A 14,212-nucleotide genomic window follows, 5' to 3' on the forward strand; every position below is an offset into this window, starting at 1 on the left:
CTCAAGCTCTCCCCGGTCCGCCTGCGGACCACAGGGGGAGCGGGGAGACACCCTGGCTGTAGGGAAGAAAGCAGCCAGGCCAAACGAGGGAAATTTATGAAGAAAGCCCATATGATGTTGCGCGGTAGTTCCGCGCTGCAGGTTTTGGCGTTGCTGGGGGCGACCGTTGTCGCCAGCGCCGCGCTCACCGCTACCGCCTCTGCGCAGGACTATACGAGCGGTGCCATCACCGGCACTGTCACGAACGCCAGTGGCGATCCGATTGCCGACGCAACCGTGACGATCACGTCGAGCGACACGGGTGTGAAGCGGACCTTCACGACCCAGTCGAACGGCGTATACCGCTTCGCGTCGCTGTTGCCCGGCAACTATGATCTGAGCGTTACTGCCGAAGGGCTGCCTTCCTATACCGCAACCGGTATCCGCTTGCTCGCATCGCAGGCCGCGAGCATTCCCGTTCAGTTGGGCGGTGAGGAAGTCGTCGTTACGGGCGCTCGCGCCGTCAAGGCGTTCACCGGCACCACCAGTGGTCGCACTATCGACGTTTCGAGCTTCATCAAGGACAAGCCCCTCGGCCGCGACCTGACTTCGATCGTCCTGCTCGCGCCGGGAACGGTCGCAGGCAACTCGAGCAATGGATCCTTCAATGGACTGCCGTCGCTCGGGGGCGCTTCGGTTGCCGAAAACGCATATTACGTCAACGGCCTCAACATCACCAACTTCGACAATTATCTCGGAAGCGCGACGGTTCCGTTTTGGTTCCTGCAGAGCGTGGAAACGAAGACCGGCGGTTATCAGGCTGAATATGGCCGCGCCACTGGCGGTATCGTCAACACGGTGACGAAGTCGGGAAGTAATGATTTCAAGGCCGCAGTGCACATCGATTGGGCGCCGAATTCCCTGCGCTCCATTGGTAATAATCTGACCACGTATAATGGCACCGGTTTCGTTCGCAGCACCAACCGCGCTGCGGATACCACCGACACGCTGACCGGTGCGATCGAGGCGAGCGGCCCGATCATCAAGGACAAGCTGTTCATTTATGGTCTGTTGCAGTTCCAGCGTTCGAGCAGCCTGACGAATAACCCGAACGCTGGTACGGCGTATAAGGACACGAACAGCGATCCGTTCTGGGGGGTGAAGCTCGATGCCTATCCGATCGACAGCCAGCACCTCGAATTCACGATCTTCGACACCCGGAATACCACGCAGGAAATGGTGCTTCCGTACAGCTACGCAAATGGTGTCAACACCTATGGCGGCGCGAACACGGTCACCGATTACCCGAAGGGCGGCGTGGACTATGTCGGTAAATATACCGGCACGTTCACCAACTGGCTGACTGTTTCGGCCGCCTATGGCCGCGTGAAGGACCAGTTCCTGAATGTTGCCGTCGCAGGGGCCACGAATGCTCCATACTTCACCAACGCTTCGGGGGCCACGCTTTACGGTCAGCCGAACGGTGGCTTTTACACCGGTCAGCGGACTCAGCTGGTCGATCAGCCGTACGATACGGAGCGCAAGTTCTTCCGCGCCGACGCGGACATTCTGTTCAGCCTGCTGGGCAGCCATCATTTGCGGTTCGGCTACGACCAGGAAAGAAACACGCTCAACCACGTTTCGATCACGACGGGTGGTGCACTCGAGCACACGAACGGCTTCACCTCGGATGCTGCGTACAATGCACTGCTGGGTGGTTCGGGCGTGCGTATGCTGGCGCGGGCATCCGACGCGGGTGGTCCGATCGTTGAACTCAACTATTATAACACCGGCGGTTCTTTCAAGGCGAAGAACCAGGCCTTCTATATCCAAGATGAATGGAAGCCGTTTGATCGTCTCACGCTGAATCTCGGCGCGCGTCGCGACGATTTCCTCGTCAACAAGCCGAGCGGCCTTGCGGCTGTCGACCTTCCGAAAAATTATGCGCCGCGTATCGGCGCTGAATATCAAATCTTCGGCGACAAGTCGGGCCGTTTGTACGCAGCCTATGGCTGGTACTATCTGCCGGTCGCCAGCAATACGGCTTATCGTCAGGCTGCGCCGTCTTACTACTTCCGTCAGCGCTGGCACTTCAGCGGTGTTGACTCGAATGGCCTGCCGATCCTGACCAGCCTTGTTACCAATCAGGGATCGTATCAGTCGGCATGTCCGTTCGCACTGGTTAATAATGGTCCGACGACGAACTGCAACGTGACCGGCGACGGCGCGGATATCTCCCTCTCCCAGGGCATTGCTGCCAATCTGAAGTCGACTCGCGAAAGCGAGCTCATCGTCGGCTACGAACAGAAGCTGGGGCTGTGGACTGTTGGCCTTGAATGGACCCATCGCAAGCTTGATCGTACTGCCGAAGACTCGGCAATCGATGCTGCGGTGAATTCTTATTGCGCCGCCAACGGAATTGTCCCGCACAACGTTAAGACTGGTGCGGCAACCACCTGCAACGCCATCTGGACCGGCTTCCACCAGTATGTGATCAACAATCCGGGTAGCGATATTATCGTCAACCTGTTGGCCAATGGCTATGACATCAACAACCAGAAGATCACGCTGACCGCCAACCAACTCGGTTATGGCAAGGCGTTGCGTTATTACGACGCCGTGACCTTCAAATTTGACCGCGCGTTCGACGGACGCTTCACGGTCGGCGGCAGCTACACCTGGACGAAGAACAAGGGTAATTCGGAAGGGTATGTGCAATCCGACTTCGGTCAAACCGACGCGGGCATTACACAAGACTTCGACCAGCCGGGGTTTGTGCCGTATTCGTATGGCCGTCTGCCGAACGATCGCACGCACAACTTCAAGCTCTTCGGCAGTGTTGCGCTGAGCAGCAATTTCACGCTGGGCCTGAATCTGCAGGTCGCGTCGCCGTCGCCGCTTAGCTGCTTCGGCTACAACCCGACCGATCTTTTTGCGAACGGCTATGGTGCGGCTTCGCACTATTGCAATGGCAAGCCGAGCCCGCGGGGCACCGCGCAGCAGGGCGATTGGATTCAGCAGACCAACGTGTCGGCACGCTATAATCTGAACTTGGGTGGCCATCAGGTCACGTTCCGTGCCGATGTGTTCAACCTGTTCAATTCGCAGGGCGTGCTGCGCCGTTATCAGTTCGGCGATCTGGATGTGACGACGAGCCCCACCACGGGTCTGCCGACGTCCTACATCCCCGATCCGAACTATGGCGTCGTGACCGGTTACCAGTCGCCGCGTTACGTCCGTCTGGGTCTCGATATCGCTCTTTAATCAAGAGTATCGAGCTCGAAGTAAAAGAGAGGCGGGCCCTAAAGCCCGCCTCTTTTCTTTGATGCAAGAGCCTGCCGTTGCCGGGCGCTATCGCACCTCACCCCACCCGCAGCACCAGCGCCCCGTCGCCCTCGTCGACATGCACCGTCGACCCGTCCTTCACTTCACCCTTCAGGATCAGCTCGGCCAGCGGGTCTTGCAGATAGCGCTGCACCGCGCGCTTCAGCGGCCGTGCGCCATAGACCGGGTCGTATCCCACCCGGCCCAGCCAGTCGCGGGCGGCCGGTGTCAGGTCGATGCCCACCTTGCGGTCCTTGAGCAGCTTCGCCACCCGGCCGACCTGAATGTCGACGATCGGCGCCATATGCTCCGCGCCCAGCCGGTGGAACAGGATGATCTCGTCCAGCCGGTTGAGGAATTCGGGGCGGAAATGTGCCCGCACCACTTCCATCACCTGCGGCTCGACTTCTTCCACCCCATGCCCGTCGGCCAGATTGGTGAGGAACTGGCTGCCCAGGTTCGAGGTCAGGATCACGATCGTGTTCGAGAAATCGACCGTGCGCCCCTGTCCGTCGGTCAGGCGTCCGTCGTCGAGCACCTGCAGGAGCACATTGAACACGTCGTTGTGCGCCTTCTCGACCTCGTCGAACAGCACCACCTGATAGGGCCGCCGGCGAACCGCTTCGGTTAGGACGCCGCCTTCCTCATACCCGACATAGCCCGGAGGGGCGCCGATCAGCCGCGCGACCGCGTGCTTCTCCATGAACTCGCTCATGTCGATGCGCACCATCGCATTGGGATCGTCGAACAGGAATTCGGCGAGCGCCTTGGTCAGCTCGGTCTTGCCGACGCCCGTCGGGCCGAGGAACAGGAAACTGCCCAGCGGCCGGTTCGGGTCCTGCAGCCCAGCGCGGCTGCGGCGCACGGCGGTGGCGACTGCCTTCACCGCGTCCGCCTGGCCGATCACCCGCTTGCCGAGTTGCTCCTCCATGTGGAGCAGCTTCTCGCGCTCGCCTTCCAGCATCCGCTCCATCGGAATGCCGGTCCAGCGCGCGACCACGCCGGCGATGTCGTCGGCAGTCACTTCCTCGCGCAGCATCGCGCCCTTGGCGGCGCTCTGCGCTTCGTCGAGCTGGCGGGTGAGCTGGGGGATCACGCCATAGGAAAGCTCGCCGGCACGCGCGAGGTCGCCCGCACGCTGCGCCTGTTCCAGTTCCAGCCGTGCCTGATCAAGCTGTGCCTTGAGCACCGCTTCGGCGTTGATCTTGTCCTTCTCCGCCATCCAGCGCGTGGTCAGCTCGGCCGATTGCTGCTCGAGATTGGCCAGCTCTTCCTCCAGCGTCGCCAGCCGGTCGCGCGATGCCTCGTCCGTCTCGCGCTTCAGCGCCTCGCGCTCGATCTTGAGCTGGATGATGCGGCGGTCGAGCGTCTCGATCTCCTCGGGCTTGGACTCCACTTCCATGCGGATGCGGCTGGCGGCCTCGTCCATCAGGTCGATCGCCTTGTCGGGCAGGAAGCGGTCGGCGATGTAGCGGTTGGAGAGCGTCGCCGCCGCGACGATCGCCGCGTCGGTGATCCGCACGCCGTGGTGCAGCTCGTACTTCTCCTTGAGGCCGCGCAGGATCGAGATCGTGTCCTCGACCGTCGGCTCGCCGACGAACACCGGCTGGAACCGCCGCTGCAGCGCGGGGTCTTTCTCGACATATTTCTGATATTCGTCGAGCGTGGTGGCACCGATGCAGTGCAGCTCGCCGCGGGCGAGCGCGGGCTTGAGCAGATTGCCCGCATCCATCGCGCCTTCGGATTTGCCCGCACCGATCAGCGTGTGCATCTCGTCGATGAAGAGGATGATCTGGCCCTCGGCGCCCTTCACTTCGTCAAGCACACCCTTCAGCCGTTCCTCGAACTCGCCGCGATATTTCGCGCCCGCGATCAGGCTGCCCATGTCGAGCGCCATCAACGTGCGGTCCTTCAGCGTATCGGGCACGTCGCCATTGGCGATGCGCAGCGCGAGGCCCTCGGCAATCGCGGTCTTGCCGACGCCTGGTTCGCCGATCAGCACCGGGTTGTTCTTGGTGCGGCGGGCGAGGATCTGGATGGTGCGGCGGATTTCCTCGTCGCGGCCGATCACCGGGTCGAGCTTGCCGGCGCGCGCCGCCTCGGTCAGGTCGCGCGCGAACTTCTTGAGCGCGTCATAGCGGTCCTCGGCCGAGGCCGTGTCGGCAGTGCGGCCGCCGCGCATCGCATTGATCGCCGTGTTGAGCGCTTCGGCGCGGGCATTCGCAGCCTGCAGCGCCTTGCCTGCGGCAGTGTTGAGGCTCAGCGCCAGCGCGACCAGCAGCCGCTCGACGGTGACGTAGCTGTCGCCGGACTTCTGCGCGATCTGCTCGGCCTGATCGAGTACGCGCACCAGATCATTGTCGAGCCCGGGCGTCGACTGCGCGCCCGATCCGCTGACAGCAGGAATTTTCGACAGCGCGAGGTCGGTCTCGCTCAGCGCACGCTTCGCGTCGCCGCCGGCAGCCTGGATCAACCCGCTGGCCATGCCCTGCTCATCCTCGAGCAGCGCCTTGAGAAGGTGTTCGGGGCTGATCCGCTGATGGTTCATGCGGATTGCCACGGTCTGCGCCGATTGCAGGAAGCCTTTGGCGCGGTCGGTGAATTTTTCGAGGTTCATGCCTGATCCCTGTTCGCGTTTGACCAGCAGATAGTGTTGCAATTGGGCAACACAAGAGGGGTGTTCAACAAGTACCGACTTTGCTCGCGCCCGGCTCGAGCCGTGTAAATCGGGGAATTTCCGCGGTTTCTGCGGGGTTTGTCACAAAGGTGACGCGCCGGTGTAGGCATTTCGCCATCGAAACGGACAATTGCTGCAATGCGGCAGGCCTAGCGGCGGCGCAGCACGAGCGCAGTGCCCGTGCCTCATCCCAGGGGATTTTCGCATGCGGAATCGTATGCTTGTTGCCGGCCTGCTTGCCGGCACGACGCTGTTCATCTCGGCGCCCGCGCTGGCGCAGGCCGCCGGCGGCCAGGTCGCGGTGACCGACAATGACGCGCAGGGCAGCAGCGCCCAGTCGACCGATGAGGTCGTCGTGATCGGCCGGGGCGAAACCCGCCAGACCCAGCAGCTTTCGCAGGCCGATCTGGCCGTGCTGGTGCCGGGCACCAGCCCGCTGAAGGCGATCGAGAAGCTGCCGGGCGTCAACTTCCAGGGTGCCGATCCGTTCGGTGCCTATGAATGGGCGGAGCGCATTTCGATCCGCGGCTTCAACCAGAACCAGCTCGGCTTCACGCTCGACGGCATTCCGCTCGGCGACGCCAGCTATGGCAACGTCAACGGTCTGCACATCAGCCGCGCCATCACCAGCGAGAACATCGCCGTGACCCGTGTGGCACAGGGTTCCTCGATCGGTGCCCAGGCGACCAACAATCTCGGCGGCACGGTAGAGTTCGTCTCCAGCGATCCCAAGTCGCGCCTCGGCGCTGATCTGAACGTCACCGGCGGCAGCGACAATTTCTGGCGCGTGTTCGGCCGGCTCGACACCGGCGAAATTACGCCGGGCGGCCCCAGCGCCTATGTCTCCTATCTCCACTCGGATACCGACAAGTGGAAGGGCTGGGGCTCGCAAAAGGTCGATCAGGTCAACGCCAAGGTCGTTCAGCCGGTCAGCCCCTATCTGCGCGCTGTGGGCACGTTCGACTATTCTGATCGTCGCGAGAATGACTATCAGGACATGTCGCTCGGCATGATCAAGCGTCTCGGCTATAACTGGGACAATATCTCGAACGACTATGCAAAGGCGATCCTGGTGTCCGATGTGGGCGCCAATACCGGCTATACCGGCGCGACGCCGACCAACCCGGCGGCCGGCACCACCTATCCGGCGCCCTTCGCCAATCCCGACGACGCCTATTACAACGCAGCCGGTCTGCGCCGTGACTATCTGGGCTCTGCGGGTATCGAAACCACCGGCGATGCGCCGGTGCACGGCACGCTGAAGGCTTATTATCACTCCAATCACGGGCAGGGCCTTTGGTACACGCCGTATGTCGACTCGCCCAATGGCGTGCCGATGTCGCTGCGTACGACCGAATATGACATCCACCGCAAGGGCGTGTTCGGCAATATCGGTACCAAGCTGGGCTTCAACGACATCACGGTTGGCGGCTGGTACGAGCGGAACGACTTCCGCCAGGCCCGCCGCTTCTACGGGCTGACCAGCCGTACTGATCCGGGCCGTGACAGCCTGTCGTTCCAGTCGAACCCGTTCTTCACGCAGTGGGATTGGAAGTATCAGACCGATACCGTCCAATACTATGTGCAGGACAAGCTGACCTTCGGTGCGTTGACCGTCGATCTGGGCTGGAAGGGCTTTGCCGTCACCAATCATGCCGATCCGATCGTTGCCGGTGGCCTGGCGGGCGGTCGTATCAAGGTGACCGACTGGTTTCAGCCGCATGCGGGCCTGAACTATCGCCTGAACGACAATGCGGAGCTGTTCGCCGGCTTCACCCAGGCGACCCGCGCCTTCGTTGCTTCGGCCACCACCGGCCCGTTCGCCACCACCCAGGCGGGATTCAACGCGCTGCTCAGCGGCTCGACCCAGCTCAAGCCCGAACAGTCGGACACCTATGAAGTCGGTGGCCGTTACCGCAACGGCATCTTCACCGGCTCGCTCGCCGGCTATTATGTCGATTTCCGCAACCGTCTGCTCGGCGTGACGACCGGGGCGGGCATCGTCGGCAACCCGGCGATCCTGCAGAATGTCGGCAATGTCCGCTCGATCGGTTTCGAAGCGACGGGCGATGTTCGCCTGCCGATGGGCTTCGGTTTGTTCGCGTCGTACAGCTACAACGACTCGACCTACCGCGACAACGTCGTGACCGCTTCGGGCACCGTCCCGACGGCCGGCAAGACGGTGGTCGATTCGCCGAAGCACATGCTGAAGGGCGAAGTGACCTGGCACGATAGTGAAGGCTTCACCGCCCGCATCGGCGCCGATTATATGAGCAAGCGCTACTTCACCTACACCAACGACCAGTATGTCGATGGTCGCGTGGTGGTGGATGCGACGCTGGGCTACAAGTTCACGCTCGGCGGTCGCCAGCTCGAACTGCAGGGCAACGTCACCAACCTGTTTGACAAGAAATATGTCTCGACGATCGGCACGAACGGCTTCGGCAATTCGGGCGACAACCAGACGCTGATGGTCGGCGCGCCGCGTCAGGCGTTCATCACGCTGAAGGTCGGCCTCTGATCGCGGGCTGACAGGCTAGCGGAAAGGGGCGGGCGCTGCGGCGTGCCGCCCCTTTTCTTTTGTGCGACCCGGTGGCTGCAATCGCGCTTGCGGGGTGCCTGCGGGCGGGTATGTTCGTTGGATCATATCATACCCCGGGGGTGCCCATTATCATGAAGTTGTTCCGCTTGCTTTGCAGCGCCGCTGTCTGTGCGCTTGCCGTTCCCGCCCAGCCTGCACTTGCGCAACAGGCCCCCGCCGCCGCCCAGTCGCTGCCCAAGCCTGCGCCGGTCGCCGAACTCGTGAAGCAGATCAACCTGCCCTATGAGCAGTTCACCCTCGCAAACGGCCTGCGGGTGATCGTGCATACCGATCGCAAGGCGCCGGTGGTGGCGCTGTCGGTGTGGTACGATGTCGGCTCGAAGCACGAGCCCGTTGGCAAGACCGGCTTTGCACATCTGTTCGAGCACCTGATGTTCAACGGATCGCAGAACGCGCCGGGCGATTTCTTCGAGCCGCTCAAGCAGGTCGGCGCCACCGACATGAACGGCACCACCAGCTTCGACCGCACCAATTATTTCGAAACGGTGCCGAAGCCCGCGCTGGAACGCGCGCTGTTCCTTGAAAGCGACCGGATGGGGTGGCTGACCCCGGCAATCACGCAGGGCGTGCTCGATGAGCAGCGCGGCGTTGTCCAGAACGAAAAGCGCCAGGGCGACAACCGGCCGTTCGGCCTGGTCCAATATGCACTGTTCGAGACGCTGTTCGCCGGCAATCCCTATGGCCACACGCCGATCGGCTCGATGTCCGATCTCGACAAGGCGAGCCTGGCGGATGTGAAGGGCTGGTTCCACGACCATTATGGCCCGAACAACGCCGTGCTGGTGCTGGCGGGAGACATCGACGCGGCCGAGGCGCGGCCGCTGGTCGAGAAATATTTCGGCCGGATTCCCAAGGGTCCCAAGAGCGAATTGCCGAAGGTGGATATCCCCACGCTGGCCGCACCGAAGACGGTGGCGCTGAAGGACAGCGTGCCCGCCACGATCATCATCCGCAACTGGGCGATTCCCGGCCTCAACGATACCGATGCAGAGCGGCTGGAAGTGTTCGGTCAGGTGCTGGGCGGTCTCGGCAGTTCGCGGCTCGACAACGCGCTGGTTCGGGGGGAGAAGCTGGCGGTGAACGTTTCGGCCAATGCCGAGACGATGGCCCAGGTCGGCATTTTCCAGGTGCAGGCCATGGTCAAACCGGGCGTAGACCCCGAACTGGTCGGCAAGCGGATCGACGCCATCATGGCCGATCTGATCGCCAAGGGCCCGACCGCCGATGAAATCCAGCGCGTTGCCACTACCAGCGTGTCCTCGGCCATTTCCGGTCTCGAATCCGCCCGGTCGCAGGCTGCGACGCTGGCCGAAGGCGCGCTCTATTCGAACGATCCCGGCTTCTACCGCAAGCAGCTTGCCGAGCTGGCAGCGATGACGCCGGAAAAGGTTCGCGCGGCCGCAGCGAAATGGCTGACCCGCCCGGCCCTCACCATCCGCGTCGATCCCGGCCAGCGCGATGCCTATCAGGAAGCGAAGCCGGTCACCCCGGTAAAGGCAGCCGACGAGCCGATCGCCAAGGGCGACCGCGGCCCGCTCCCGCAAGTGGGGCCGGTGCGCGACATTCATTTCCCGAAGGTCGAGCGCACGCACCTCTCGAACGGCGTCGAACTCATTTATGCCCGCCAGACGGCCGTGCCGGTGACGCAGGCGGTCATGAGCTTCGATGCGGGCGTCGTTGCCGATCCGGACGGCAAGGCGGGCACCCAGAAGCTCACACTCGACATGCTCGACGAAGGCACGACCAGTCGCGATTCGATCGCCATTGCCGAGGCCAAGGAACGGCTGGGCGCCGGCATCGGTGCGGGCAGCTCGGCGGACCGGACCTATCTCAGCTTCAGCGGTCCCAGCGCCAATCTGGCAGGCATTACCGAGCTGTTCGCCGATATCGTTCGCCATCCTGCCTTCGCACCGGCGGAAATCGAGCGGCTGCGCGCGACCGCGCTGACCGGCATCAAGCTCGAACTGGCAAGCCCGAACGGCCTGTCGGGCCGGGTGGTGCCGGGCCTGCTCTATGGGGCGGCCAATCCCTATGCCAAGTTGGGTTCGGGCAGCGGAGACCCCGCCGCAGTGGCAGCGCTTACCCGCGACGACCTGCTCGCCTTCTACCGTGCGTGGATTCGCCCGGAAAAGGCGAAGCTCTTCGTCGTCAGCGATCTTCCGCTGGAGACGGTGAAGGCGGCGCTGGAGGCACGGTTCGGCGACTGGCGCGGTGAGGGGCCTGCCGGTACCAAGTCGTTCGCCGCCGCGCCGAACCAGGCAAGCCCGCGCATCGTGCTGGTCGACCGGCCCAATTCGCCGCAATCGCTGATCGTCGGGGCGCAGATGACGCCGCTCAATCCGGCCAGCGACCTGCTCGTCACCGTCACCGCCAACCAGGTGCTCGGCAGCGGCTTCCTCTCGCGCATCAACATGGAACTGCGCGAGAACCGCCACTGGGCCTATGGCGCCAGCGGCGGGTTCAACTGGCTGGAACATGCCGTGCCCTATGCGACCACTGCGTCGGTCCAGGCCGATCGCACCGGCGATTCGATCCAGGCGCTGCAAACGCAGGTGCGCGCGTTCCTGACCACCAAGGGCGTGACGCCGGAGGAACTGACGCGCGAGGTCAACGGCTCGACCCGCGAACTCGCCGGCCGATTCGAAACCGCCCGCGCGGTGCTGGAGGCGATGCAGACCAACGACATCCGCCACCGTCCGGACGATTATTACGACAGCATCGCACAAAAATATCGCGCGATGACCGTAGCCGAGCTGGACGCTGCGGCACGCAAGGCTCTCGACGCCAATCGTTTCGTCTGGGTGGTGGTGGGCGACGCCGCAAAGGTCCGCCCGCAGCTTGACAGCCTGGGTCTGCCTGTCGAGGTGGTGAACCCGGCGACGCTGGCGGGACAGACACCGCCGGCGGCCAAGTGAGCAGGAGAGACCAATGGCGAATGTGGATGGCAGCTGGAACACCGTGACCAAGTCGCCGCTGGGCGATCAGCAGGCGGTGCTGACGGTCGCGAGCAATGGTGACAGCTTCACCGGCAGCTTCAACGGCGCGATGGGCCAGACCGAGATCAAGGACGGCAAGCTGAGCGGCGACACGCTCAGCTGGTCGCTCGACATTTCGGTGCCGATGCCGATGACGCTGACCTGCGAAGCAACGGTCGACGGCGACAGCCTGAACGGCACCGTGACGGCTGGCGCGTTCGGCAGCTTCCCGATCACCGGCACGCGGGCGTAAGCGGAATACATCGTTCTTTCCCCTCCCTTCCGGGGAGGGGAAAGCATCAGGTGCTGCTTACTCAGCCCCGCTTCACGCGGGTGACATGGCCCATCTTGCGGCCGGGGCGCGACTGGCCCTTGCCATAGAGGTGCAGGTGCGTGCCCGGCTCGGCGAGCAGTTCGGGCCAGCGATCGGCCTCGTCGCCGATCAGGTTTTCCATCTCGACATGGGCCCCGGTCAGCGCAGTCGAGCCCAGCGGCAGGCCGCAGATCGCGCGAACATGGTTTTCGAACTGCGAGGTCTCGGCGCCCTCGATGGTCCAGTGGCCGCTGTTGTGAACGCGCGGCGCCATCTCGTTGAACACCGGACCCGCATCGGTCGCGAAGAACTCGCAGGTCAGCACGCCGACATGGTCCAGCGCCTCGGCGACGCGGCCGGCCAGTGTGGCAGCCTCGGTCCAGTGGCGAGCGATTTCGGCCGGGGCGGGCAGGGTGGAGCGGGCGAGGATGCCGTCCTTATGCTCGTTCCAGGGCGGCGGATAGCTGGCCAGCGTGCCGTCCAGCCCGCGCACAGTGATGATCGAAAATTCGTGGCTGAAGGTGACGAATCCTTCGAGGATCGCCGGACGCTCGCCAATGGCAGCCCAGGCCGCTTCCGCTTCGTTCGCGTCGTGGATCCGCACCTGGCCCTTGCCGTCATAGCCCAGCCGCAGCGTCTTCAGGATCGACGGCGCCCCGATCCGCGCAATCGCGTCGTGCAGCTCGTCGCGGGTGGTGACCAGCGCCCAGGGCGCGGTGCGGCCGCCAAGTTCGGCGACGAACGACTTTTCGTTCGCGCGGTCCTGCGCGATCTCGAGGCTCTTGGCGCTCGGCCGCACCGGCACCTTGGCCGCGAGATGCGCGACCGGCGCCAGCGCGACATTCTCGAACTCATAGGTGACGACATCGGCATGGGCAGCCAGTTCGTCGAGCACGATATGGCTGTGATAATCGGCACGGGTGTAGCTGGAGGCAGTCTGCGCGGCGATGCTTTCCTCGTCCGGCGCCAGCACATGGGTGCGATAGCCGAGCTGCGCCGCTGCCACCGCGATCATCCGGCCCAGCTGGCCGCCGCCGAGAATGCCGATCGTCGATCCGGGCGGGAGCACGCTCATTCCGGGTCCACCGCCACATTCTCGGTTTGCGCCGTGCGCCACGCGATCAGCCGTTCTGCCAGTGCCGCGTCGGACGTGGCGAGGATCGCGGCGGCGAGCAGGCCTGCATTCTTCGATCCCGCCTTGCCGATCGCCAGCGTGCCGACGGGTATGCCGCCGGGCATCTGGACGATCGAATAGAGGCTATCCAGGCCCTTCATCGTCTTGGATTCGACCGGCACGCCCAGCACCGGCAGATGCGTCATCGCTGCCGCCATGCCCGGCAGATGCGCCGCGCCGCCGGCACCGGCGATGATCACCTTCAGCCCGCGATCCGCTGCGCCGGTGGCATAGTCATAAAGGCGCTGCGGGGTGCGATGCGCGGAGACAACCTTGGTCTCGTGCGGCACGCCCAGTTCCTCCAGGATCGACGCGGCGTGCCGCATCGTGTCCCAGTCGGACGTGCTGCCCATGATGATCCCGACGAGAGGTGCTTCCGACATGCCTGCCCCTTAATGGAAGCCCGGCTTGTTAGTGGGGCCGGGCGCCAAGGGCAATGGTTTCACCGCTCGCTGAGGTAATAGCGCTCGATTTCCTTCAGCTCGTCGTCGAGCTGATAGACGATCGGCTGGCCGGTCGGGATTTCCAGATTGACGATGTCGGCATCAGCAATGCCCGACAGGTGCTTGACCAGCGCGCGCAGCGAATTGCCATGGGCGGCGATCAGCACGCGCTTGCCGGCCTTCAGCTCGGGCGCGATCCGTTCTTCCCAATAGGGCAGCACGCGCGCGATCGTGTCCTTCAGGCTCTCGGTCTGCGGAATCGGGATACCGGCATAGCGCGGATCCTTGCCCAGATCCCAGGGCGAACCGGCTTCGGGGAGCGGCGGCGGCACATCGAAGCTGCGGCGCCAGACCTTGACCTGTTCCTCGCCATGCTTGGCGGCGGTCTCGGCCTTGTTCAGGCCCGTCAGGCCGCCATAATGGCGCTCGTTCAGCCGCCAGTCCTTTTCCTCGGGCAGCCACAGCCGGCCCATTGCTTCCAGCGCCAGATGCAGCGTCTTGATCGCGCGGGTCTGGAAGCTGGTGAAGCACAGGTCGAAGTCGAGGCCCTTTTCCTGCATCAGCTTGCCGGCGGCGGTCGCCTCGGCAACGCCCTGTTCGGTCAGGTCGACATCCCACCAGCCGGTGAAGCGATTCTCCAGGTTCCAGGCGGACTGTCCGTGCCGGATCAGGACGAGGGTGGGCATGTGCGCGGCTCCTTGCATCGATTTGCCGCTGTCCTTAGC

Annotated in this window: 8 protein-coding genes; 4 read left to right on the forward strand and 4 right to left on the reverse strand. The window is 63.7% G+C overall.

All coding sequences use genetic code 11. The features are described from left to right. Window positions 1-96: 96 nt before the first annotated feature. Window positions 97-3,243, forward strand: a complete 3,147-nt coding sequence (locus ACT53K_RS10935; RefSeq protein WP_476228660.1) for a TonB-dependent receptor — start codon at window positions 97-99, stop codon at window positions 3,241-3,243. A gap of 97 nt (window positions 3,244-3,340) precedes the next feature. Here ACT53K_RS10935 and clpB read toward each other — a convergent pair whose 3' ends face one another. Beyond that, window positions 3,341-5,920: an ATP-dependent chaperone ClpB gene (gene clpB / locus ACT53K_RS10940; protein ID WP_476228661.1), complete on the reverse strand. Its 2,580-nt coding sequence runs from the start codon at window positions 5,918-5,920 to the stop codon at window positions 3,341-3,343. 265 nt (window positions 5,921-6,185) lie between these two features. On the opposite strand from clpB, the gene ACT53K_RS10945 reads away from it, so the two are divergent. From ACT53K_RS10945 to ACT53K_RS10955, 3 genes are all read left to right on the forward strand, one after another. Then, window positions 6,186-8,501, forward strand: a complete 2,316-nt coding sequence (locus tag ACT53K_RS10945) for a TonB-dependent receptor (protein ID WP_476228662.1) — start codon at window positions 6,186-6,188, stop codon at window positions 8,499-8,501. A gap of 152 nt (window positions 8,502-8,653) precedes the next feature. Then, window positions 8,654-11,497 carry a M16 family metallopeptidase gene (locus ACT53K_RS10950; RefSeq protein WP_476228663.1) on the forward strand — a complete coding sequence of 948 codons (2,844 nt, stop codon included), beginning with the start codon at window positions 8,654-8,656 and terminating at the stop codon, window positions 11,495-11,497. A gap of 13 nt (window positions 11,498-11,510) precedes the next feature. After that, on the forward strand, window positions 11,511-11,810 hold the full coding sequence (locus ACT53K_RS10955) for a hypothetical protein (RefSeq protein ID WP_476228664.1): 300 nt from the start codon (window positions 11,511-11,513) through the stop codon (window positions 11,808-11,810). 61 nt (window positions 11,811-11,871) lie between these two features. Here the strand turns inward: ACT53K_RS10955 and ACT53K_RS10960 are convergent, their stop codons facing one another. From ACT53K_RS10960 to gpmA, 3 genes are read right to left on the reverse strand one after another with little or no spacing between them, the layout of a single operon-like run. Beyond that, window positions 11,872-12,945 (reverse strand): 5-(carboxyamino)imidazole ribonucleotide synthase, encoded by a 1,074-nt coding sequence (locus tag ACT53K_RS10960; RefSeq protein WP_476228665.1) that lies wholly within the window; start codon window positions 12,943-12,945, stop codon window positions 11,872-11,874. Next, window positions 12,942-13,427 carry a 5-(carboxyamino)imidazole ribonucleotide mutase gene (gene purE / locus ACT53K_RS10965; RefSeq protein ID WP_476228666.1) on the reverse strand — a complete coding sequence of 162 codons (486 nt, stop codon included), beginning with the start codon at window positions 13,425-13,427 and terminating at the stop codon, window positions 12,942-12,944. Before purE ends, ACT53K_RS10960 begins: the two co-directional genes overlap by 4 nt. Before the next feature lie 59 nt (window positions 13,428-13,486). Then, the gene (gene gpmA, locus ACT53K_RS10970) at window positions 13,487-14,173 is read right to left on the reverse strand and encodes a 2,3-diphosphoglycerate-dependent phosphoglycerate mutase (RefSeq protein ID WP_476228667.1); all 687 of its coding nucleotides are present in this window, start codon (window positions 14,171-14,173) and stop codon (window positions 13,487-13,489) included. Window positions 14,174-14,212 lie beyond the last annotated feature (39 nt).

This window comes from Sphingomonas sp. DMC8 (genome assembly GCF_056314185.1).